Source organism: Mesorhizobium sp. GbtcB19, from assembly GCF_019091085.1.
GTDB lineage: Bacteria > Pseudomonadota > Alphaproteobacteria > Rhizobiales > Rhizobiaceae > Mesorhizobium.
Genome location: NZ_JAGXJY010000001.1, coordinates 599,024 through 621,844 on the forward strand (window position 1 = coordinate 599,024; position 22,821 = coordinate 621,844).

Sequence of the window (22,821 nt, forward strand, 5' to 3'; positions counted from 1 at the left end):
CCGCCGGCCGGCACTCAAACCGGATTGGGCAGGTAGCTGGTCCCTCCCCGGCATTGCTTCAGATAATCGAGCGCGCGCGCCTGGCCGGTGATCTCGAGATCGCCGCGATAGACCGGGTCGTGCCAGCCCTCGATGTCGATGGCGCCCTTGTAGCCGGCCAGCCGCAATTCGCTGATCACCCGCGTCCAGTCGCTGTCGCCGAAGCCCGGCGTGCGCATCTGCACGAAGGGCAGCCGGCCGAACACGCCATGCTCGCGGATGACGTCCCAGCGCACCGTCGCGTCCTTGCCGTGGACGTGAAAGATGCGCGGCGCCCATTTGCGGATCTGCGGGATCGGATCGATCAGATAGACGAGCTGGTGGCAGGGCTCCCATTCGAGGCCGAGATTGTCGTCGGGCACTTCGTTGAACATCAGTTCCCAGGCGTCGGGATTGTGGGCGATGTTCCAGTCGCCGCTCGCCCAGTTGCCGTCCATGGCGCAGTTCTCGAAGGCGATGCGCACACCCTTGTCGGCGGCGCGCCTGGCCAGCGGCCCCCACACCTCGCGGAAACGCGGCAGGCTGTCGGTCAGCTTCTTGCCGCGCAGGCGGCCGGTGAAGCCGCAGACCATCGAAGCACCGAACAGATGCACATTGTCGATCACCGTTTCCCAGGCCGCGAGCACGCCGCGATCGACCTCGCCGCTCTCCAGCGGATTGCCGAACACGCCGATCGACGACACGGTCACATCGGCATCGCCGATCGCCTCCTTGATCTGGCCGGCCAGCCGAGGCAGATCCTTGCCGCCCAGCGTCTGCCAGAAGAAGGGCTGGATGCTCTCGAAGCCGAGCGGCAGGATCTGCCTGACATAGGCGGCCGGATCGTCGAGATTGGCCCGCACCATCGTGCCGATCCTGATGTCGAGAAGCGGGTTTGGCATCATTCTGCGTCCTGCCTGATCGCCACGCGCCGTCCGGTCTCCGCGCTTTCGATCGCGCCGAACACCATGGCGAGGCTCTTGATGTTGTCGGCGCCGCGCGTTTCGGGCTCGGTGCCGGTTTCGATCGCGCGCATGAAATCCTGGATGATGCCCAGATGGCCATCGACCCGGTCGGCCGGGTCGAGCGCCGGCACCTCGATGGCTTGCGTCTTGTCGATGATGCCGTCGCGGCCGGACGCAACCGCCTCCGCCTTCAGCCCGTCATGGCCATCCCACAACAGGCTGCCGCGCTCGGCGACGATGCGCCAGCTGCCTTCCCAGCTGGTGCGGAAACCGTCGGCGCACCAGGAGCCGGCATAGGTGAAGACCTTGCCGCCGCCGAGGTCGAAGACGGCACTCGCCGACGAGCCCTGCCGGTACCAGGATCCGGCCGGCTCCCATTCCTGGCAATAGACGCTGGCCGGTTCGCCGGCGACCATGTAGCGCGCGGCGTCGAACGTGTGGATCGCCATGTCGAGCAGCAGCACGTGGCGCATCTCCTCGCGAAAGCCGCCGAAATGCGGCGCGATGAAGAAGTCGGCATGGATGCTGGTCGGCCTGCCGATCGCTCCGGAATCGAGGAAGCGCCTGATGCGCCGGACATTGGCGACATAGCGCCGGTTCTGGACAACCGCATGGACGCGGCCGGCCTGGCGCGCCGCCGCGATGATGGCCCGCGCATTGTCCGGGCTGTCGGCCAGCGGCTTTTCGGTGAGCAGGTGAGAGTGATGGGCAAAGGCCGAAAGCGCGACCTCGCGGCGGGCCGCCGGAACCACGACATCGAACACGGCGTCGGGCTTCGTCTCGTCGAGAACGGCGTCGAGGCTGGTGCCGATGACTGCGTTGGTGAGGTCGTATTCGCGCGCCCTCGCCTGCGCCCGTTCGGCATCGAGATCGACAAGGCCGGCAATGGCAAGTCCGTCGATCCGCCTTGCGGCATCGAGCCAGTGCTTGCTCATGGCTCCGCACCCGACCAGGACGACCTTCATCATCCAGCGCTCCTCCTCCGCTCGGCCCCTCCTGGCCGAGTGTCACGGCATCCACGGTGTCACCGTAAACGTTTTTCCGTAAACGTTTACGAGAACACACCCGATGGCGTAGAATGTCAACCGGCTGTCCGTGAAAATCGTCCCGAAGCCTTGGCCTGAGCGGCAGCCGGTGCTAGCCAAGGTGCGGGGAGAGCGGCTCTTGGCGTCCAGCATTCACGACCTTGCGCGTCATCTGAACATTTCGATCGGCACCGTGTCGCGCGCGCTGAACGGCCGCGCCGACGTCAATGCCGACACGCGCCAGCGCGTGCTGGAAGCAGCGAGACAGCTGAACTATTCGCCCAACCAGTCGGGCCGCAGCCTGCGCCAGGGCGCCACACGTTCAATCGCCTTCATGCTGCAACCGCATCCCGGCGACCAGCAATATGGCGAGCCGTTCTTCATCCCGTTCCTGACCGGTCTGCAGGCGCGGCTCGCCGAGCATGATCTGGATCTGATGGTCGTCATGGGTGAGCCCGGCCAATATCAGCAGGAGAGGCTGCGCCGCGTGGTTGAGACGCGTCGAGCCGACGCGGTCGTGTTGGCCAATACACGGCGCGAAGACGATCGGATCGACTATCTCAGCAAGGCCGGCTTTCCCTTCGCCACGCTTGGCCGAAGTCAATCAGGCGGCGACACCTATCCTTCGCTCGATATCGATTTCGAGAAGGCCGGCAGCGACGCGGTCGACCGGCTGGTCGCGCGCGGCCACCGCCGCATTGCCGCCATCCGCCCTTCGCATGATCTCAACTTCGGCTACCTGTTCCTCGACGGCTATCGCAAGGCGCTGAAGCGGCACGGCATCGAAGTCGACCCCGGCCTGATCGCCGACGGCTTCATCAACGAGGCCGGCGGCTACCAGGTGACGCCGCGCGTCATGGCCTCCAAGGAACGGCCGACAGCCATCATCTTCAACAATGACGCCATGGCGCTCGGCGGCTGCAAGGCGCTGGCCGAGATGGGCATCAGGCCCGGCCACGACATCGCGGTGATCGTCATCGTCGACACGCCGCTCTGCCGCTACTTCTCGCCGGCGCTGACGGCCTTCCGTCCGTCGCTGGAACCGATGGGCCGGCGGCTGGCAGAGATGCTGCTCGCCTCCCTTCCCGCCTTCGCCGGCCCCGAAGGCACGCGCATCATGCGTGAGGTCTGGCCGCTGGAGCTGATCGCAAGAGAGAGCGATTGAGCGCAAGCTCTTCCCTTCTCCCCTTGTGGGAGAAGGTGGATCGGCGCGCAGCGCCGAGACGGATGAGGGGTGTTCCAGCGGAGTGAGACGTCGGCATTCCCTGGAACACCCCTCATCCGTCGCCTTCGGCGACACCTTCTCCCACAAGGGGAGAAGGGAAAACTGTCACGCAACCATCACGTTCAAGTCCTAGACCGCTCGACGGCAAGGGCTGGCCGCGTTGTCGATGCCGCGCCCTTTCGAGCCAATGGCCGCTCTGCTCGTCACGAAGGGGATATCCATGAAACATCTCAACCGAACCGTCGTGCTCGGCACGGCACTTGCCCTGTTCACCGCCATGACCCCGGCGCTCGCCGATGGCGTTGCCTATGTCAACAAGGGCCTCGTCGGCGTCGGGCGTATTCCCGCCAGCCAGAAGGACAAGTTCGGCGAGACCTTCGGTTCGGGTTCCGGCATGGCGATCGACACCAAGGGCTGGGCGCGGGATGGCGCCGGCTACAAGGGTTCGCTCTGGCTGCTGCCGGACCGCGGCTACAATGTCGTCGGCACCACCGATTATCGCCCTCGCCTCAACACGATCGCGATCGAGCTCTCCCCGACCGTGCCGGGTGCCGCGCCCGCCGCCGGCCAGGAACAGTCGGGCGTGAAGGCGACGCTGGCCGACACCATGCTTTTGACCGATGACAAGGGCACTGATGCCACCGGCCTTGATCCGCTGAACGGCGTGCGCCCGGCCGCCGGCGACATGCCGATCCTGCCGCAGGCCGACAACGGCAAGCTGGCGCTGGACGACGAGGCGATCGTGCGCCTGCCCGACGGCACCATGTTCATCTCCGACGAGTATGGTCCGAACATCTACCGCTTCTCGGCCGAAGGCCGCCTGATGTCGGCCACGCAGCCGCCGGCGGCCCTGGTGCCGATGCGCCATGGCAAGCCGAACTTCGCTTCCGACAATCCGGGCCCGGGCGCGGCCGAGCCCGATCCGAAGGACCCCGAGACCGGCCGCCAGAACAACCAGGGCCTCGAAGGCATGTCGATGACGCCGGACGGCAAGTTCCTGATCGCCGTGCTGCAGTCGGCAACCCGTCAGGATGGCGGCGATTCCGGCTCGACCCGCCAGAACACAAGGGCGCTGGTCTATCACGCCTCCGATCTCGCCCATCTCAAGCTGGCGCATGAATATGTCGTGCCGCTGCCGGCGTTCAAGGATGCCAAGGGCAAGACCAAGGTAGCCGCGCAGAGCGAGATCGTCGCGCTCTCCGACAAGAGCTTCCTGATGCTGGCGCGCGACAGCGGCAACGGCCAGGGCCTGAAGGGCGAGGAGTCGCTCTATCGCAAGATCGAGATCGTCGACCTCTCCGGCGCGACCGATATCGCCAACGGTCCGTTCGACGCCGCCGACAAGCCGGTCGCGCCGAAGGGCGTCGTCGATGCCTCGGTGACGCCGGCGAAGCTGACGCCATTCATCGACATCAACGACAAGGGCGAGCTTGGCCGCTTCGGCCTGCACAATGGCGCGCCGAACGACAAGAACAACCTCTCGGAGAAGTGGGAGGCGATGTCGCTGGCGCCGGTGCTCGATCCGAAGCTGCCCGACGACTATTTCCTGTTCGTCGCCAACGACAACGACTTCCTGACCCAAGACGGTTTCCAGGTCGGCGCGCCTTACAAGGCCGAGGATGGCGCCAATGTCGACACCACCTTCCTGGTCTATCAGGTCACCCTGCCCGGCCTTTCCAACAACACCCAGTAAGTCACCTGGCCATCTGGCTCGCCCGGAAAAGGGTGCATGCGTCTCAGGCCTGCGATAGCATCGCAGGCCTGACTCATTTCCGGTGCCTGCCATGGATGACAAAAAACCCGCCCGCCCGCGCGTCGGCGACCTGACCAGCGGGCCGATCCCACGCACGCTGCTGTTGTTCGCGCTGCCGGTGCTGGGCTCCAATGTGCTGCAGTCGCTGAATGGCTCGATCAACGCGGTCTGGGTCGGCCGCTTCCTCGGCGAGGCGGCGCTGACGGCGACCTCCAACGCAAATCTGGTGCTGTTCCTGATCCTCGGCACCGTCTTCGGCATCGGCATGGCAGCAACCATCCTGGTGGCGCAATCGGTCGGCGCCCGCGACCTCCCCGAGGCAAAGCGTATCGTCGGCACCAGCGCCAGCTTTTTCTTCCTCATCTCGGTCATATTCGCCGTCTGCGGCTGGATCTGGGTCGACGCCATCCTCAACGGGCTCGGCACGCCGGCCGACGCGCTGCCGCTGGCGCGCAGCTACCTGCGCATCATCTTCGTCGCCGTGCCGATGATGAACCTTTTGTCCTTCGTCATGACCGTGCTGCCCGGCGCCGGCGACTCGCGCACGCCGTTTGTCTTCATGGCGCTGGCGGTCGTTCTCGACGTCGTCCTCAATCCACTGCTGATCCGCGGCATCGGCCCCTTCCCAGCGCGCGGCATCGCCGGTTCGGCCACCGCGACGCTGATCGGCCAAACGGTGAGCGTCATCGCCATCCTGATCGTGCTTTATGTCCGCAAGCATCCGCTGCGGCTGGCCGGCGCCGACCTCGCTCTGCTGCGGCCCGATCCGGCGCTGCTGCGCATCGTCGTCTCCAAGGGCATCCCGATGGGCCTGCAGATGATCGTCATCTCGGCTGCCGCGCTGACCGTGATGGGCATCGTCAATTCCTACGGCTCGCAGGTCGCCGCCGCCTATGGCATCGCCGCGCAGCTCTGGACCTATATCCAGATGCCGGCGCTCGCGATCGGCGCCGCCGTCTCCTCGATGGCGGCGCAGAATGTCGGCGCCGGCCGCTGGGACCGCATCGGCAAGGTCGCGGCCTCCGGTGTCGGCTTCAACCTGGTGTTGACCGGCGCGCTGGTGGCGCTGCTCTTCGTCTTCGACCGCGCCGTGCTCAGTCTGTTCCTCAGCGGCGACGGCACAGCGATCGACATCGCCGCCCACATCAACAAGGCGGCGTCCTGGTCCTTCATCCTGTTCGGCATCACCATCGTGCTCTTCGCCACGGTGCGCGCCACCGGCGCGGTCATGCCGCCGCTCATCATTCTGGTCATATCGGTGCTGATCGTGCGCACCGGCTTCGCCTATTACTTCCGAAGCTGGATCGGCCAGGAGGCGCTGTGGTGGAGCTTTCCAGCAGGCTCGATCACCTCCCTGCTTTTGGCCGCCGCCTATTATCGCTTCGGCCGGTGGCGGACCATGCATATGATCGAGGATCGCCCGGCCGCCGGCGAACCGCCGGACACCGGTCTCGGCATGCCGCGCCAGCGCGCCAATCTTGCGCCGGAGACACCGGCAGGTTGAAATTTAGCGCGCGTATTTGGCGCCGAAGCCGAGCGCCACGAGCGAAAACACGGTGATCATGCCGGCAAAGGCCAGGCTTGCCGCGGTGGCATTGGTCAGGCTCGACAGGACGCCGATGCCGATCACCGGCAGCGCATTGCCGCAGAAGCAGCAGATGAAGAAGGCCGATACCACTTCGGCGCGGCGGTCGGCCGGCGCTATCTGGTTCACCACTTGCAGGCCGCCGCGATAGCCGAGCGCCGCCGCCACGCCGCAGACCGCCGTCCCGATGATCATCAACGCCGTCGAGGCATAGACCTGCGCCGCCACGATCAGCGCCACGGTCGGGATCATCAGCACCAGCGCGGCGAGCATGGTGGAGCGGCTGGAGAGCCATGTGGTGCCGACGATTGTCGCCGCCGCCACGATCGACAGCTCGAAGAAAAGCCCGCCGGCTTCAGCATGGTTGGTCGCATGCAGCTGCTGCGCCAAAATGCTTGGCGCCAGCGCCGCATAGAAGCCGACCAGCGCCATCGCTCCGAAGCCCGTCACCGCCGGCGCGACGAATTGGGCGCGGATGTCGTCGGGCACGGAAAGCCGTGGCCGCAGCGAGACGTCGGAGAGCCGTCCGGGGCTGGAGACCGTTTCGTGCGTGCGCCAGATCAGCAAAGTGACCAGCGCAAGCAGGACGAGATAGACCGCGAATGTCAGCCTGAGCGGCCACGGCGCATATTGGGCAAGCAGCCCCGACACCAGCGCGCCTACGCCGAGACCGATGAAATTGGTACTGGTGGCGATGACCGCGGCAGGCGACTTGTCCTGGCCTTCGATCAGTTCGGCCAGCCAGGCTGTGCCGGCGCCCGCGCCGACCCCGATGCCAAGGCCGCTGAGAATGCGCGCGATATCGAGCCAGGCGAGGTTTTCCGCAAAGAGGAAAAGCAGCGCGCTGACCACCGCAACCGCCATCGCGGCGAGCGCGGCGGGACGGCGGCCGACGACATCCGACACCCGGCCGAAAAACAAGAGCGCTGTCAGGTTGCCGACGACGTAGACGGCATAAACCAGCGTCAGCGTGATCTGCGAGAAGCCGAAGGCCTGCTTGTAAATCACGTAAAGCGGCGTCAGCGCGGTGCTGCCGGCAAAAAGCGCGGCGATCATGGCGGCGACGGCGGCCTTGGCGGCACCGCCGCGAAGCTCATTGTCACGAGTCATGGTTTGAGCGTAGCTGGCCATGGCCACCTCCGGAGGTTGCAAGCCCAACGCCTATCTAGTGGCGCTGTTCCGACCACCTAATCTCCTCCTGACAATCCTGGCAGGATGGTCAGGCGCATCGTCCTCCCGTAACGTCTGCCGAGAGCGAGGGAGGAATCATGGGCAAGGGACGGGTCGAGGCATTCACCGATGGCGTCGTCGCCATCATCATCACCATCATGGTGCTAGAGCTGAAAGTGCCGCATGGCGAGGATTTCTCGGCTCTTGTGCCGCTATGGCCGATCTTCTTCTGCTATGTGCTCTCCTTCATCAATGTCGGCATCTACTGGAACAATTTGCACAACATGTTCCACACCGTGCAGCGCGTCGACGGACGCGTGCTGTGGGCCAATCTGAACCTGTTGTTCTGGCTGTCGCTGATGCCGGTGACCACGGCCTTCATGGGCGAGAACCATTTTGCCCCGGTGCCGGTGGCCGTCTATGGCATCGACCTAGCGCTTTGCGCCGTCGCCTATACCATCCTGGTCATCAAGCTTCGTCATCTGCACGGCGCCGACACGACCTTCGCCAAGGCGGTCGGCCATGACAAAAAGGGCAAGATCTCGCTGGCGCTCTATATCGTCGCCGTGCTGCTGAGCTTCTTCAACCAGTGGGTCAGTGTGGCGATCTATGTGCTTGTGGCGACCGTCTGGTTCGTGCCGGACAAGCGCTTCGAGCGGCTGGTTGAGAAATAGCGCCTACTCCCGCATCGCCTTCAGCTTCTCGGCCGCCGAGGCGGCAAGGTCGGCATAGCGCTCCTCCAGCCGTTCCGCCGCCTTGATGATCGGGAAGTCGTGGCCGAACTTCTCCAGCGCCAGCCGCAGCTTCTCGGCGAATTCCGCCTGCTTCTCCAGTGCCGCGAACAGCGTCTTCACCTGCGTCTCGCTGATGTCGGGATTGGCGAGCATCTTCGGCACTTCGCGGCCCATCTGGTCGCCGTTGACGGTCTGCTCCTTCAGGATTCCGATCCAGTCGGTCAAATGCCGAGCTCCTTTTTTCGGGACAACATGCGCGGCGGGCGTTGCGGTGGTCAACCCGTTGCAGACGAACCGGCCTTGCCTCGGCGGCGCCCGGCGTTAAGTTCGGCCCGACCCGAACGAGGATGAAGATCATGACCAGCGACGCCGAAATCCAGACCGCCCTGCCCGCTTTCGCTTCCGGCAACGTCGCCGTCATCACCGGCGGCGCCAGCGGCATCGGCCTTGCCGCCGCGAAACGCTTCGCGGCGATGGGCATGAAGACGGTGCTGGCCGACATCGGCGGCGTGCGCCTCGACCAGGCCAAGGAAGCGGTTGCGGCGATCGCCGGCGACGATGCGGTGCTTCCGATTCCCACCGACGTCTCCAAGGCGGAAGAGATCGACCGGCTGGCGGATCTCGCTTACGGCGCCTTCGGCGCGGTGTCGGTGCTGATGAACAATGCCGGCGTCGGCAACAATCCGGGCAAGCCCTGGGAGAACCGCGACGCCTGGAAGCGGCTGCTGGATATCAATTTCTGGGGCGTCGTGCATGGCGTCGAGGCCTTCGCGCCGCGCATGCTCGCTGCCGGCAAGCCGGGCCTGATCATCAACACCGGCTCCAAGCAAGGCATCACCACGCCGCCCGGCAATCTCGCCTACAACGTCTCCAAGGCCGGCGTGAAGACGTTTACCGAAGGGCTGGCGCATGCGCTGCGCAACGAGCCTGGCGCGAAAGTTTCGGCGCATCTGCTGATCCCCGGCTTCACCTATACCGGCCTGACCGAAGGCGCGACGCAAAAACCCGCCGGTGCCTGGACCGGCGAACAGGTGATCGACTTCATGCTGGCATCGCTGTTGGACGACGACTTTTACATCCTGTGCCCCGACAACGAGGTCGCGCGACCGACGGATGAAAAGCGCATGGCCTGGGCGGTCGGCGACATCATCGAGAACCGCCCCGCTCTGTCGCGCTGGCATCCCGACCACAAGGACGCCTTCGCCGCCTTCATGAACCGCTGACATCCGCTCAAGCGGCGGTTTTCTTCTTGGCGCCGGTTTTGCCGGCCACGGCCTTCTTGGCCGCCATGTCGGCGATCTTGCGGTCATGCCGTTTCGCCGCCGCCTCGCATTTGTCGCGGATCTCCTCGACCTCCGATTCCGTCAGGTGCTCGATGCCGATGAATTGGTTGTGGGCACGGCTGACCCTGATCAGTTCGTCCAGCTTGGCCTGGATTGCCGCGCCGTCGCGGTTCTGCGTGTTCTGGATCAGGAACACCATCAGGAAGGTGACGATGGTGGTGCCGGTGTTGATGACCAGTTGCCAGGTGTCGGAAAACCCGAAGATCGGACCGCTTGCCGCCCATACGACCACGATCAGCACGCAGGTGGCGAAGGTCCACGGCAGGCCCGCCAGATGCGCCACCCGGTTGGCTATCGCGGTGAAAATCCTCTCGATCATCGAAATCCCTCGAAAACCGTGGACGCGCAGGCATTTGCGAAGAAACAAACTGCCGCTGCTTGCGGTTCCCAGGGATTGAACTTTCTTGGCCACCGGAGGGTCGCAATCGGATGCACGCAGGAAGCGCAGGCGCGTGAAGAAACACCTTATCGGTTTGCTTGCGATAGTACCGGTGCAGGCAAGAGAGCCTGTTCCTTCCGCTTCACGGCGGTTTACCTCCAGCCCCTTCCGCTGCGCCACCCCCGCATGGCGGAAGGGGCAACCACTCCCGACACCGAAGCGTAACATCCGGGCAGCGCCGTCATGCTTCCTGACCGCGTTCTCTGTGTGTCAGTGCGTATTGTCTTCCCAGCAATCGAGAAAAGCCTCGATCGGCATGGCCTGCATGTCGGGAATGGCCCGGGCGAGTTTCTCGGGCGCCCAGTCCCACCAGGCGAGGCTTTCGATGCGCGCGGCGATGTCGGGTTCAAATCGCTGGCGCAACGGCTTTGCCGGAACGCCCGCGACGATCATGTAGGGCGCAACGTCATGCGTCACCACCGCATTGGCGCCGATGACGGCGCCGTTGCCGATCGCGACGCCCGGCATGACGACCGCGCCATGGCCGATCCAGACATCGTGGCCGATGCTGACCGATTTTGCCTGCCGCCTCGCACGGAAAGCCGTGTCGACGCCCAGCCAGCGGAAATACTCGTTCGGCCGGTAGCTGATCTTGTGCTGCGTCAGCCGCTCGATCGGGTGCTCGAGCGCATTGATGCGGCTGTTGGCGGCAATCGAGCAGAACTTGCCGATGGTCGTGTAGATCGCCTCCGAATGACGCTCGAAATAGGAGAAGTCGCCGACGCTCACCTCGCGCAGAATCACCCGCTCGCCGATCGAGGCATAGCGGCCGAGCTTGCATGCCTTCAGCTCCGCGGTCGGATGGATGCGCGGCTCGGGGTCCTTGAGAACGAGGTTTTCAGGGCGGTCCATGCTCGGGCTTTACGCCCGAGCGATTGCTCCCGCAAGCGGGACACATAATCCGCTCGAACCTATTGCGGCTTGCCCTTCGTCCACACCACGTTCTGGCCATAGAGCGGCACCGTCGTGACCGACATCTTGGCCGAGCCGTTCTGCACCTGGCGCGAATGCGACAGATAGATCAGCGTCTCGTTCTTCTTGTCGTAGATGCGGTTCACCACCTGCTTCTTCCAGATCAGGCTGAGGCCCTGCTTGAACACTTCCTCGCCGCCTTCGCCCATATCGATGTCGCCGATGGTGATCGGCCCGGTCTGGCGGCACGAGATCGACGAATCGGAGGGATCCTCGAACCAGTTGCCCTTGTGCAGCCGGTCGATGATGCTGCGGTCGAAATAGGCGACATGGCAGGTGACGCCGTCGACCTTCGGGTCCTTGATGGCATCGATCATGATGTCGTTGCCGACCCAGTCGACACCGACTTTGCCCACCTCGTCGGCCATGGCCGCGCCGGCGCTGAGGGCAAGACATGCGGCGAACAAGCCGATCAGTTTTCGCAAAGGAAGCCTCCTCGGTTGGCGTTGCCGATGTCAGGTGGGACAGGATCGTGGCGTTTGCAAGCCGCCCGACGACGGCGAACACGCTATGCCTGGCGGAAGGCCAGCATCTGCCTGAGCACATTCGACTTGAGGACAAAATGCTGGACGAGCGCTCCGGCGATGTGGAGCAGCACCACATAGAACAGGATGTTCTTGCCGAGGACATGCACAAGGCCCGCGCCGGGCACCTGCAGGAACCATGCCGCCGCGCCGGAAAGCGGCACGATGAAGATCAGCGCGTAGATGACCAGATGCGTCAGCCTGGCGAGCAGCTGCAGCGCCGGATGTTCCATGCCTGAAACAGGTGGAACGCCGCGTGTCTCCCGCAGCCACAACCGCCAGGCGGCGAGGACCAGCAGCGCGAGGCCGAGCACGACATGCATATAGGCCAGCGGCCAGTCGCCGGCGGCGGCTTCCTGCCCGCGGCGCAGAGCGCGCCAGACATGTTGCATGCCGTCATGCGCGAGGAACTGGACCAGGATGAGCGCCGCGATGCTCCAGTGCAGCCAGATCTGGGTCTTCGAATAGGACGATACTGGCGCGCCGGCCATCAGGTGGCTCCATCACGAAGGTCTTATGGAATGGAAGATAATTGGGCAGCCAAGCCGGTCAAATTAAGGATCGGTAATGGTCCACCACGCGATCGGCCTGTCCAGCCGATTGCGGCAACGCGACATCTTTGCGCGACCGCCGCCGACCCGTTAAGACTGTGGCCAAACCGGCTTCCGGCCAAAGCAATCGCGACGGACATTCACTGATGATGCGTTCAATCCTGGTCGGCATTCTCGTCCTGATGGCGGCGGGCATCGGCTGGCTGACATTCGACTGGTACCGGAGCCATTATGGCGGCGAGCCCTACGGCGCGCCCTTTACGCTGGTCGACCAGAAAGGCGCGCCGATCACCGAGGCGGCCTTCAGGGGCCACCCGAGCGTCGTGTTCTTCGGCTTCACCCACTGTCCGGAAGTCTGCCCGACGACCCTGTTCGAGCTCGCCGGCTGGCTGAAGACGATGGGCGACAGCGGCAAGAACCTCAACGCCTATTTCGTCACCGTCGATCCGGAGCGCGATACGCCGGAGACGATGAACACCTATGTCAGCAATTTTTCCGACCGCATCACCGGCATCACCGGCGATCCGGACAAGGTGCACGCCATGGCCAAGGCCTTCGGCATCTACTGGAAGAAGGTCGATACCGGCGACGGCGACTACACGATGGACCATACGGCCTCCGTGCTGCTGCTCAACGCCAAGGGCGATTTCGCCGGCACCATCGCCTATGGCGAGAGCGCCGACACCGCTATCGCCAAGCTGAAGCGGCTGGCAGCTGGGGGTCAAACATGATCCCGAAAAGTGGGAACCGGTTTTCGGAAAAGATCATGTTCAAACATGAGTCTTTCTGATGTCGCAGACCCGTCTACATCTCACCGCCAGCAAGCTCGAGGCCGACCGCATCTTCGCGGCGCTCGACGCTGCCTTCGAGGACGACGGCCTGCCGATCGCCGTGCTGGAACTCGACGAGGAAAAAGACATCCACGAAGTGTCGCTCTATGCCGACGGCGACGTCGACCCCGTCGAGGCGCTGGTCAAGGATATCCTCGCCGGTCTCGGCCTGCAGAAACCGGTCGAGCGTGAGGTCCTGCCTGACGTGGACTGGGTGTCGCGCTCGCTGGAAGGCCTGAAGCCGGTCCGCGCCGGCCGCTTTTTCGTCCATGGTTCGCATGACCGGGCCAAACGCCACGCCGGCGATCTCGCCATCGAGATCGAGGCAGGCCTTGCCTTCGGCACCGGCCACCACGGCACCACGGCCGGCTGCCTCGAAATGCTGGAGCAGGTGGTGCAGCGCGAGCGGCCGCGCAACGCGCTCGATCTCGGCACCGGCAGCGCGGTGCTGGCGATCGCGGTTGCCAAGCTCGCGCGTATCCCGGTGCTGGCGACGGACATCGATCCGGTTGCCGTCCGCGTCGCTGCCGCCAACGCCCGCCTCAACCACGTCAAGGCGCTGGTCGAGACAGTGACGGCGCCGGGCTTTCATCATCCGATCTTCGCCAGGCGCGCGCCTTTCGATCTCATCGTCGCCAACATCCTGGCGCGGCCGCTGATGCGGCTCGCGCCGGAGATGGCCAAGCACATCAGGCTCGGCGGCTCGCTGGTGCTCTCCGGCATCCTCGACCGGCAGCGCGACGCCGTGATCTCGGCCTATGTCGGCCAGAGTTTCCGCCATGTCCGCACGCTTCACCGCGAAGGCTGGGTGACCATCCACCTGAAGCGGTGATCAGACCCGATCAATCCAGCCTGGCCCTGCCGAAACCGATTCCGGTTTCCAGGCGTATGCGCTACGGTCGCGGCAAGCCATTCGAGGGAGATGCCACAATGTTCCAGACCTTTGATTCCGCTGGCGATCCGGCCGTCGGCAAGCCGCGCGTGGCGCTGCTGCGGCAATGGCTGGCCGAAAACGGTCTCGACGGTTTCATGGTGCCTCGCGCGGACGAGCACCAGGGCGAATATGTCGCCGACCGCTCGGCGCGGCTGAAATGGCTGACCGGCTTTTCCGGTTCCGCCGGTGTCGCCATCGTGCTGCGCGACCGCGCCTTCGTCTTCGTCGACGGCCGCTACACGTTGCAGGTTCGCAACGAAGTCGACCTCGGCATCTTCGCAATCGAGAGCCTCATCGACAACCCGCCGGCCAGCTGGATCAAGGACAATCTCGGCAAGGGCGCGAGGCTCGGCTTCGACCCCTGGCTGCATACGATCGGCGAGGTCAAGGCGCTGAAGGCGTCTGCCGAGCAGTCCGGCGCGACATTGGTGCCGCTCGACAAGAATCCCATCGACATCATCTGGAAGGACCAGCCCGAGCCGCCGCGCGCGCCGGTGGAGCTTCACCCGATCGCCTTTGCCGGCGAGCTCGCCAAGGACAAGCTGGCGCGGCTGGCGCGTGCGATCGAGAAGGAAGGCGCGACCCATGCGGTGCTCACCGACCCCTCGTCCATCGCCTGGGTGTTCAACATCCGAGGCGGCGACGTGCCGCACACGCCGCTGGCGCTCGGCTTCGCCATCCTCGCCGCCGACGGCAAGCATCAGCTGTTCATGGATCAGCGCAAATTCCCGCGCCAGGTCGCGGCATACCTCACCCAGCTCGCCGATCCGCATGATCCGGACGAGTTCGAAGCGGCAATCGTCGACCTGGCAAAGGACGGAGCCAAGATCGCGCTCGATCCTGTGCTGGCGGCTGACAAGCTGAGAATGCTTGTCGAGGACAATGGCGGCATGGTCGTGCAGGCCTCCGACCCGGCCCGCATCCCGCGCGCCACCAAGAACCAGGCTGAGATCGCCGGCAGCCGCGCCGCGCATCGCCGCGACGGCGCCGCGGTCGCCAAACTGCTTTGCTGGCTCGACCGCCAGAAGCCCGGCACGCTCGACGAAATCGCCGTCGTCACCAAGCTCGAGGAGATGCGCCGGCGAACCGGCGAGGAAACGCAGATGCCGCTGCGCGACGTCTCCTTCGACACGATTTCCGGTGCCGGCCCGAACGGCGCCATCATGCATTACCGCGTCTCGCGCGCCACCAGCCGCAAGCTCGAGAGCGGCGAACTGTTCCTGCTCGATTCCGGCGGCCAATATCAGGACGGCACCACCGATATCACCCGCACCGTGCCGATCGGCCAGCCGACCGAGGAAATGCGCGAGCGTTTCACGCTGGTGCTGAAGGGCATGATCGGCATCTCGACGCTGCGTTTCCCCGCCGGCACACGCGGCTCGGAAATCGACGCCGTCGCCCGCATGGCGCTGTGGAAGCATGGCTGCGATTTCGCCCACGGCACCGGCCACGGCGTCGGCTCCTACCTTGCCGTGCATGAAGGCCCGCAGCGCATCGCCCGCACCGGCACCGAAAAACTGCTTGCCGGCATGATGCTGTCCAACGAGCCCGGCTACTACAAGGAAGGTGCCTACGGCATCCGCATCGAGAACCTGATTCTGGTCACGCAGGCCGAGCAAATCGAAGGCGGCGACATCGCCATGCACGCCTTCGAGACGCTGACGCTGGCGCCGATCGACAAGCGGCTCATCCGCACCGACCTGCTCACCCGCGACGAGCTGCATTGGCTCGATCAATATCACGCCTGGGTGTTGGCCGAGATCGGCCCGATGGTCGACGGCGAGACGCTGGCCTGGCTGGAGAAGGCGACCGCGCCGCTGCCGCACGACGCCAAGATTTGACCTATCCGGCGAACTGCCGCGCCAAGATCAAAACGGCCGCGCCGGCCAGGAACATCGCCATCAGGCCACCGCGCAGAGAGACGACGGCGGTGACGATCAGCGCTGCCCATTCGGCAGGGCCGGCGCCGAGCACAGCCGGCGCGACAAGCGTCGTCAGCACAGCGGCCGGCACGGCGTTGAGGCCGGCCTCGACGCGCGGATGGATGTTCTCGAAGCGCGAGATGACGAGGTGGCCGCCGACACGGGTCAGATAGGTGGCGATGGCGCCGGCGAGGATGATCCAGAAGGTCGTGCTCATGGCCGCTTGCCCACGCCGCTGTGATGCGGCGGCAGGATCACCGCCAGGAGAACACCGGCGATCGCGCCGATCGAGACATGCCAGGGCGAGCCGACGGTTCTGTAGGCAATGATCGAGGCGACGGCGCTGGCAGCAACCACGGGCGCCCAAAGCGGCCGCTTGCGGAAGCCGAGCACCAGGCCGAGGAAGTAGATCGGCAGCAGGAAATCGATGCCCAGCGCATGCGTGTCCGGGATCATCTTGCCGAATACGGCGCCTAACCCGCTTTCGATCACCCAGAACACATAGACCGGCAGGCCGAGCCCCAGATACCAGACGAAACCGACCGGACGGCCGGATTCAGCCCTTGCCTCGGCGATGGCGAATTGCGGGTCCGTCAAGATGAAATAGCCGGCGGCCTGCTGCAGCAGCGGCCAATGCGCGATCCGCCTGCCGATGCCGGCCGAATAGAGCACATGACGGAAATTCACCGCGAAGATCGACAGCACGATCAGCCATGGCGCGACATGCTGGCCGAACAGCTCGATGCCGACCATCTGGCTGGCGCCGCCATAGATCATGGCGCTCATCAGAAACGCCTCGAGCACGGAGAAACCATTGTCGACGGCCAAGGCGCCGAACAGCACCGCGAATGGCGCCGAGGCGACGACGACCGGCATCGACAACCGCACGCCGTCCCAGAAATCGTTGCCGGCTCTGCCCTCAGAGATTGCTTCCGCTGTCATCAGCCGCTCCTATGCATGGCACCCAGAAGTGCGCGGCGGCTCTGGGACAACGACATGCATCAAACAAAGACTTGAAGCGCGTCGCCTGAATCCGTTCCAGCGCGACGCGCTTCAAGTGCGGCCTGATGTAGGGAGCGTCGCCTTCAATGTCACACCAATTCGCTTGACCCAACGATCAGCGGAACTGATCGCCCGCGCTGTGACCGGTGACAAACCGAGAAGCGTCCGAGCAGTTGCACAAAGATGGATTTTCCACCCGTCCCTATTGTCGAGCGATCAAACCCGGTGCCAAGATCAGGACAAAAGAGGGGTAATGAATGATCGTCTTTGATTTCACCGGCAGGCATGCGGTCGTCACCGGAGCAGGCGGCGGCATGGGCGAGGCGATCGCGCTTGCGCTGCTCGATGCCGGCGCCTCCGTCACCGCCATCGACATCAAGCAGCGCCCGGTCTCGCTTGCCGCCTATGACGACAGGCTGACCTTCGCCCAAGGCGATTTGACCGATGCCGCCTTCGTCGAGAGGACCATCAGCGCCGCCGGCCGCGAGCGCGGCGGCATCGACTATCTCGCCAATGTCGCCGGCGTGCTGTGGTTCGGCCGCGACAAGTCGGCGCTCGAGATGGATCTCAATGTCTGGGACCAGGTCTTCAACATCAATCTGAAGTCTTTCGTGCATACGGCACGCGCGGTCGTCCCCCATATGCGCGCCGGCGGGCGCGGCGGCGCCATGGTGCATTTCTCGACCATCCAGTGGTATCGCGGCGATCCAAAGCCGCAGGATGCCTATCAGGCCTCGAAGGCAGGCGTCTGTGCGCTGTCCAAGTCGTTGGCCATGCAGCTTGCCGGCGAGCGCATCCGCTCGAACGCCATCTGCCCGGGCATGGCGCTGACGCCGCTGCAGGCGCGTTGGGACACCGAGGAGAAACGTGCCGCCGTGGCGGACTACACACCGCTCGGCCGCATCGGCACGCCGCAGGATATGGCCAATGCCGCGCTGTTCCTGCTCTCGGATGGCGCGAGCTACATCACCGGCATCGAGCTCGCCGTCGACGGTGGCCTGCTGATGCGGATGTAGGCTGCGGCAACGGCGTCAAGCCGCCACAGCCGTGCCCTGAATCGCCCTGCCCCAGTCGAGCAGCGGCCTGGCGCCAAGCGTGAAGTCGACGAGATCGTCGACCAGCGCCGGCGAATGGATCGTCGCCGGATCGATGTCGTGCCGGACCACGAAATGCCGGTTGCGCACCGCCTGGGCGAGGTCGTCGTCGCCGACGTCCTCGAAGCCGCGCGGCGCGCGCTTCAGGCGATCCTCCGAATCGAGCTCGAGACCTGCCTTCTTGAGCGAGGAGACCATGGTGCGGAACTTGGCTGGCTTGTCCACGATAGCCTTGCGCATCGCCTGCAGCAGTTCAGGTGCCGGCTGCCACCAGGCGACGCCGGCGAAGCAGCGCTCCAGCCCGATATGCACGTAGAAGACGCCTTGCGACATCTTGGTGCCGTCCGGCGACAGGATCGCCGACAGATGCCGGTTGTAGGGCCGCTTGTCCTTGGCGAAGCGCACGTCGCGATTGATCCGGAACAGCGATTTCTTGCGGTCGCCACGCAAGCCGAGCTTCGCCGCCTCGAATCGCTCGCTGAGCGTCTCGACGAGATCGCAGAACGGCCCGTGCAGCTCGCTGTCGAACAGGTCGCGGTTTTCCTGGAACCACTCGCGGCTCTGGTGGAAGTCCAGCGCCTTGAAGAACGGAATGGCTTTTGGCCCAAAACCCTTGAACGCGCCCGCCATCACGCCTTGCCGACCCGCTGTAGCCAGGTGTCCTCGTCGATGACTTCGACGCCGAGTTCACCGGCAAGCTTCAATTTGGAACCCGCCCCCGGCCCGGCCACCAGCAGATCGGTCTTGGCCGATACCGAGCCCGCGACCTTGGCGCCGAGCCGTTCAGCCATTGCCTTGGCTTCGGAGCGTGTCATCTTTTCCAGCGTGCCGGTGAAGACGATGGTCTTGCCGGCAACCTCGCTGTCGGCCGAGACGGTGACGATATAAGGCTTCGGCTTGACCTGTTCGAGAAGCTTGTCGAGCACGTCGTCATTGCGTTCGTTGCCGAAGAAATCGCGCAACGCATCGATGACGGTGTCGCCTATGCCGTTGATCGACGGGAATACGGTGTGCGGATCTTCCGCCTTTGCGGTTTCCTTGCCGACGCGGATCAGTTCCTCGATGGTCGAGAACTGGCGGGCAAGCACGGCGGCGGTAGTCTCGCCGATATGGCGGATGCCGAGCGCAAAGATGAAGCGGTCGAGCTCCGGCTCGCGGCGCGCATCGATGGCCGAAAACAGTTTGTCGAGGCCTTCATAGTTGCGCTCCTCGACGCCGCGCACATTCTTGCGCGCCTTGCCCGACGCCTCCTCGCGCAGCCTCGCCTGCTCCTCGCGCCGCTCGGCCAAGGCCTTGGTGACGGCCGGCCGGCGATCCTTCAGCGTAAAGATATCGGCCGCGGTCTTCACCAGCCCCGAATTGAAGAAGAGGTCGATGTTTTCCGCGCCCAGGCCTTCGATATCGAGCGCCCCGCGCGACACGAAATGGCGCAGCCTTTCCACGGCTTGCGCGGCGCAGATCAGCTCGCCAGTGCAACGGCGCCGCGAATCCTCCTTGCCGGTCTTCTCGTTGATCTCGCGGGTCGCCGGCGAGCCGCAGACCGGACAGGTATGCGGGAATTCGTAAGGCACGGCAGCAGCCGGCCGCTTGTCGATGACGACACTGACGATCTGTGGGATGACATCCCCTGCCCGCTGGATCACCACCGTATCGCCGATGCGCACATCGATGCCGTCGCGGATCGGCTGGCCGTTGCTGTCGAAGCCTTTGATGTAGTCTTCGTTGTGCAGCGTGACGTTCTCGACCACCACGCCGCCGACCGTCACCGGCGCCAGCCGCGCCACCGGCGCCAGCGTGCCGGTGCGGCCGACCTGGATGTCGATCTTCTCGACCGTCGTCATCGCCTGCTCGGCCGGGAATTTGTGGGCGACCGCCCAGCGCGGCTCGCCGGTGACGAAGCCCCAGCGGCGCTGCAGCTCCAGCTGGTCGACCTTGTAGACGACGCCGTCGATGTCATAGCCGAGCGAGGAACGCTGCTCCTCGATCCGGTGATACTGCTCGATCAGGTCCTCGACCGATTTCGCCCGCACCATCAGCGGGCTGATCTTGAAGCCCCACTCACCGAACTTCTGCACCGCTTCGAACTGCGTCGGCGCGGGGTCCGCCGTCGTGTAGCCCCAGGCATAGGCGAAGAATTTCAGGTTGCGGCTGGCCGTAACCGACGGATCCTTCTGGCGCAGCGAGCCTGCCGCGGTGTTGCGCGGATTGACATAATCCTGGCCGCCGACCGCCGCCGAACGCTGCTTCAGCGCCTCGAATTCGGCATAGGTCATGTAGACCTCGCCGCGGATTTCGATCGTCCCCGGCCAGCCCGAGCCTCTCAACGTCTTCGGGATATCGGCGATGGTCTTGAGATTGGCGGTGATGTCCTCGCCGACGGCGCCGTCGCCGCGCGTCGCGCCCTGCACGAACACGCCGTTCTCGTAGCGCAGCGAGGCCGACAGCCCGTCGATCTTCGGTTCGGCGGTAAAGGCGATGTCGAGGTCCTTGTCGCGGTCGAAGAAACGCCGCCCGCGCTCGATGAAGTCGGTGACGTCCTGGTCGGTATAGGCCTTGGCGAGGCTGAGCATCGGCACCGCGTGGCGCACCTTGGCAAAGCCTTCCGCGGGCGGCGCGCCGACCCGCCGCGACGGCGAATCGTCACGCACCAGGTCAGGGAATCGCTCCTCGATGGCGAGGTTGCGCCGGCGCAGCGCATCGTACTCCGCGTCGGTGATCGTCGGCGCGTCTTCGGCATGATAGCGCCGGTCGTGCTCGGCAATCTCGGCCGCCAGTTGCTTCAGCTCATTCGTGGCTTCGCTTTCGCTCAACGAATCGACGGCTTTTTCCGACATGCAGCGCTGTCCTCGAATGATGGCGGGCCACTATAAATCAGGATTCGCCGGCATGAAGTCGGCTTGCGCAAAAATCATTCCTGAACAGCAAGATGCAGCCATCTGCTGACTCAGCCTGCCAGCGTCCGGAAATCTTAAGCTGCCGCCGTGTTCTCGCGCAGCAACCTGTCGGCGGCAGCGCGGGCTTCGTCGGTGATGGTGGCGCCTGCCAGCATGCGCGCGATTTCTTCCTGGCGGGCGGCGCGGTCCATTTCGGCAATGCCGGTGGCGACGCGGTCCTTGCCGCCGGATTTCGAGATCAAGAAATGCGTCGCGGCGCGTGCCGCCACCTGCGGCGCATGCGTGACCGAAAGCACCTGCACCCGTTTCGACAGCCGCGCCAGCCGCTGGCCGATGGCGTCGGCCACCGCGCCGCCGACGCCGGTGTCGATTTCGTCGAAGACCAGGGTTGGCGCCGAGCCGCGATCGGCCAGCGCCACCTTCAATGCCAGGAGGAAGCGCGACAGCTCGCCGCCGGAGGCGACCTTCATCATCGGCCCCGGCCTGGTGCCCGGATTGGTCCGCACCCAGAATTCGACCTGGTCGATGCCTTCCTCCATGCGGCTTTCGGGATTGCTCGTCATCCCGACGATGAACTCGGCCCGCTCGAGCTTGAGCGCCGGCAATTCCGTCATCACCGCCTTGGTCAGCCCCCCCGCCGCCGCGTGGCGCAGCGACGAAAGCTGTCCGGCGGAAATATCATAGGCCTCGCGACCGGCGGCGGCCTGCTTCTCCAGCGCATGCAGCCGCCCCTCGCCGGCATCGAGATCGGCAAGATCGGCCACCATCGTGTCGCGCAACTGCGCCAGATCGTCGACCGCGACATTGTGCTTGCGCGAGGCGGCGCGCAGCGCGAACAGCCGCTCTTCCGCCTTCTCCAGGCGCTGCGGATCATATTCGGTGGCGCGAAGCGCGGCTTCGACCCCGGATTGCGCCGCATCGAGCGAGATCATCGCCTCGTCCAGCGATTTCACCACATCGTCGAGCAGGCCCGGCGCCTCGCCCGCCTTGCGCTGCAGCCGGCGCAACAGGCTGGCGAGCTGCGGCAAGGGCGAGGACGGCCCGGACAAGACGTCCTGCGCGTCATGGATTTCGCCGGCGATCTTTTCGACGCGCATCATCTGCGCGCGCAGGTCCGCAAGCTCGGTTTCCTCGCCCGGCTGCGGATCGAGCTTTGCCAGTTCGGCCACGGAGGCACGCAGATAGTCGGCCTCGCGCGCCGCAGCCTCGACCTTGGCGCGATGCCGCGAAAGCTCCTGCTCGCAGTTTCGCCAGTAGCGCCAGGCCTCGCCCGTGCCGCGCACAGCGCCCAGATGGCCGCCGAAACTGTCCAGCAATTCGCGGTGCGCGCCGGGATCGACCAGCGCGCGTTCGTCATGCTGGCCATGGATTTCGACCAGCGCCCGGCCGACATCGCGCATCAGCGTGACGCTGGAAGGCTGGTCGTTGACGAAAACGCGCGTGCGGCCGTCGGCCGTCTGCACGCGGCGCAGGATGATGTCGCCATCATCCTCGATGTCGTTTCCGGCAAGCAGCGCGCGCGCCGGATGGTTGCGCGGCACGTCGAACACGGCGATCACCTGGCCTTGCGCGGCGCCGTGGCGGACCAGCGAGGCATCGCCGCGCGCGCCGAGCGCCAGCGACAAGGCATCGAGCAGGATGGATTTGCCGGCGCCGGTTTCGCCGGTCAGCACCGAAAGCCCGGGCAGGAAGTCGATGTCCAGCTTCTCGATCAGGACGATATCGCGGATCGACAGTCTGGACAGCATCAGAACCCGGACCTATTGCATGTCGGCCAAAATGGACCCGGTTTGGACAACGACACGCGCCAAAAACAAGAGACTTAAAGCGCGTCGCATCGG

The 22,821-nt window shown here is 65.0% G+C and carries 22 protein-coding genes; 9 read left to right on the plus strand and 13 right to left on the minus strand.

Features of this window, described 5'->3' with window-relative positions; translation table 11 throughout:
* Nucleotides 1-14: 14 nt before the first annotated feature.
* Both KVT37_RS02845 and KVT37_RS02850 read right to left on the minus strand, forming a co-directional pair.
* Nucleotides 15-923, minus strand: coding sequence for a sugar phosphate isomerase/epimerase (locus KVT37_RS02845; protein ID WP_217569401.1), 909 nt, complete (start codon nt 921-923; stop codon nt 15-17).
* Nucleotides 920-1,951, minus strand: a complete 1,032-nt coding sequence (locus KVT37_RS02850; RefSeq protein WP_217569403.1) for a Gfo/Idh/MocA family protein — start codon at nt 1,949-1,951, stop codon at nt 920-922. The genes KVT37_RS02845 and KVT37_RS02850 overlap by 4 nt, the downstream gene beginning before the upstream one ends.
* Nucleotides 1,952-2,147: 196 nt before the next feature.
* Here KVT37_RS02850 and KVT37_RS02855 point away from each other — a divergent pair, with 196 nt between their 5' ends.
* The 3 genes from KVT37_RS02855 (at nt 2,148) to KVT37_RS02865 (ending at nt 6,490) form a co-directional block, all read left to right on the plus strand.
* Nucleotides 2,148-3,173: a LacI family DNA-binding transcriptional regulator gene (locus KVT37_RS02855; RefSeq protein WP_217569405.1), complete on the plus strand. Its 1,026-nt coding sequence runs from the start codon at nt 2,148-2,150 to the stop codon at nt 3,171-3,173.
* 337 nt (nt 3,174-3,510) lie between these two features.
* Complete coding sequence (locus tag KVT37_RS02860) at nt 3,511-4,926, plus strand: esterase-like activity of phytase family protein (RefSeq protein ID WP_254633796.1); 1,416 nt, start codon at nt 3,511-3,513, stop codon at nt 4,924-4,926.
* Between the two features lie 91 nt (nt 4,927-5,017).
* Complete coding sequence (locus KVT37_RS02865; protein ID WP_217569409.1) at nt 5,018-6,490, plus strand: MATE family efflux transporter; 1,473 nt, start codon at nt 5,018-5,020, stop codon at nt 6,488-6,490.
* 3 nt (nt 6,491-6,493) lie between these two features.
* Here the strand turns inward: KVT37_RS02865 and KVT37_RS02870 are convergent, their stop codons facing one another.
* Entirely contained in the window at nt 6,494-7,702 is a 1,209-nt protein-coding gene (locus tag KVT37_RS02870; protein WP_217569411.1) for an MFS transporter, read from the minus strand.
* A gap of 137 nt (nt 7,703-7,839) precedes the next feature.
* Between KVT37_RS02870 and KVT37_RS02875 the strand changes: the two genes are divergently transcribed.
* Nucleotides 7,840-8,415 carry a TMEM175 family protein gene (locus KVT37_RS02875; protein WP_217569413.1) on the plus strand — a complete coding sequence of 192 codons (576 nt, stop codon included), beginning with the start codon at nt 7,840-7,842 and terminating at the stop codon, nt 8,413-8,415.
* Nucleotides 8,416-8,418: 3 nt separating this feature from the next.
* Here the strand turns inward: KVT37_RS02875 and KVT37_RS02880 are convergent, their stop codons facing one another.
* Nucleotides 8,419-8,700 carry a hypothetical protein gene (locus tag KVT37_RS02880; protein WP_217569415.1) on the minus strand — a complete coding sequence of 94 codons (282 nt, stop codon included), beginning with the start codon at nt 8,698-8,700 and terminating at the stop codon, nt 8,419-8,421.
* A 131-nt stretch (nt 8,701-8,831) separates the two neighbouring features.
* On the opposite strand from KVT37_RS02880, the gene KVT37_RS02885 reads away from it, so the two are divergent.
* Nucleotides 8,832-9,698: an SDR family NAD(P)-dependent oxidoreductase gene (locus KVT37_RS02885; protein ID WP_217569417.1), complete on the plus strand. Its 867-nt coding sequence runs from the start codon at nt 8,832-8,834 to the stop codon at nt 9,696-9,698.
* Nucleotides 9,699-9,705: 7 nt separating this feature from the next.
* Here KVT37_RS02885 and KVT37_RS02890 read toward each other — a convergent pair whose 3' ends face one another.
* The 4 genes from KVT37_RS02890 to KVT37_RS02905 form a co-directional block, all read right to left on the minus strand.
* Nucleotides 9,706-10,137 carry a low affinity iron permease family protein gene (locus KVT37_RS02890; protein WP_217569419.1) on the minus strand — a complete coding sequence of 144 codons (432 nt, stop codon included), beginning with the start codon at nt 10,135-10,137 and terminating at the stop codon, nt 9,706-9,708.
* 330 nt (nt 10,138-10,467) lie between these two features.
* Nucleotides 10,468-11,109 carry a DapH/DapD/GlmU-related protein gene (locus tag KVT37_RS02895; RefSeq protein ID WP_217569421.1) on the minus strand — a complete coding sequence of 214 codons (642 nt, stop codon included), beginning with the start codon at nt 11,107-11,109 and terminating at the stop codon, nt 10,468-10,470.
* Between the two features lie 59 nt (nt 11,110-11,168).
* Nucleotides 11,169-11,597, minus strand: a complete 429-nt coding sequence (locus KVT37_RS02900; protein WP_112100036.1) for a CreA family protein — start codon at nt 11,595-11,597, stop codon at nt 11,169-11,171.
* A 140-nt stretch (nt 11,598-11,737) separates the two neighbouring features.
* Complete coding sequence (locus KVT37_RS02905) at nt 11,738-12,244, minus strand: cytochrome b (RefSeq protein ID WP_217569423.1); 507 nt, start codon at nt 12,242-12,244, stop codon at nt 11,738-11,740.
* A gap of 206 nt (nt 12,245-12,450) precedes the next feature.
* Between KVT37_RS02905 and KVT37_RS02910 the strand changes: the two genes are divergently transcribed.
* The 3 genes from KVT37_RS02910 (at nt 12,451) to KVT37_RS02920 (ending at nt 15,909) form a co-directional block, all read left to right on the plus strand.
* Entirely contained in the window at nt 12,451-13,035 is a 585-nt protein-coding gene (locus KVT37_RS02910) for an SCO family protein (protein ID WP_217569425.1), read from the plus strand.
* A gap of 58 nt (nt 13,036-13,093) precedes the next feature.
* Nucleotides 13,094-13,966, plus strand: coding sequence for a 50S ribosomal protein L11 methyltransferase (locus KVT37_RS02915; RefSeq protein WP_217569427.1), 873 nt, complete (start codon nt 13,094-13,096; stop codon nt 13,964-13,966).
* 98 nt (nt 13,967-14,064) lie between these two features.
* Nucleotides 14,065-15,909: an aminopeptidase P family protein gene (locus KVT37_RS02920; RefSeq protein ID WP_217569429.1), complete on the plus strand. Its 1,845-nt coding sequence runs from the start codon at nt 14,065-14,067 to the stop codon at nt 15,907-15,909.
* Between the two features lies 1 nt (nt 15,910).
* Here KVT37_RS02920 and KVT37_RS02925 read toward each other — a convergent pair whose 3' ends face one another.
* Both KVT37_RS02925 and KVT37_RS02930 read right to left on the minus strand, forming a co-directional pair.
* A complete protein-coding gene (locus tag KVT37_RS02925; protein ID WP_217569431.1) occupies nt 15,911-16,207 on the minus strand; it encodes an AzlD family protein in 297 nt (98 codons plus the stop codon).
* Nucleotides 16,204-16,932 carry an AzlC family ABC transporter permease gene (locus KVT37_RS02930; RefSeq protein ID WP_217569433.1) on the minus strand — a complete coding sequence of 243 codons (729 nt, stop codon included), beginning with the start codon at nt 16,930-16,932 and terminating at the stop codon, nt 16,204-16,206. Before KVT37_RS02930 ends, KVT37_RS02925 begins: the two co-directional genes overlap by 4 nt.
* A 317-nt stretch (nt 16,933-17,249) precedes the next feature.
* Here KVT37_RS02930 and KVT37_RS02935 point away from each other — a divergent pair, with 317 nt between their 5' ends.
* Complete coding sequence (locus tag KVT37_RS02935; protein ID WP_217569435.1) at nt 17,250-18,008, plus strand: SDR family NAD(P)-dependent oxidoreductase; 759 nt, start codon at nt 17,250-17,252, stop codon at nt 18,006-18,008.
* Nucleotides 18,009-18,023: 15 nt separating this feature from the next.
* Here the strand turns inward: KVT37_RS02935 and KVT37_RS02940 are convergent, their stop codons facing one another.
* From KVT37_RS02940 to recN, 3 genes are all read right to left on the minus strand, one after another.
* A complete protein-coding gene (locus tag KVT37_RS02940; RefSeq protein ID WP_217569437.1) occupies nt 18,024-18,716 on the minus strand; it encodes a DUF2461 domain-containing protein in 693 nt (230 codons plus the stop codon).
* The gene (gene ligA, locus KVT37_RS02945; protein ID WP_217569439.1) at nt 18,716-20,920 is read right to left on the minus strand and encodes an NAD-dependent DNA ligase LigA; all 2,205 of its coding nucleotides are present in this window, start codon (nt 20,918-20,920) and stop codon (nt 18,716-18,718) included. The genes KVT37_RS02940 and ligA overlap by 1 nt, the downstream gene beginning before the upstream one ends.
* A 134-nt stretch (nt 20,921-21,054) precedes the next feature.
* Nucleotides 21,055-22,728, minus strand: a complete 1,674-nt coding sequence (gene recN, locus KVT37_RS02950; protein WP_217569441.1) for a DNA repair protein RecN — start codon at nt 22,726-22,728, stop codon at nt 21,055-21,057.
* Between the last annotated feature and the right edge of the window lie 93 nt (nt 22,729-22,821).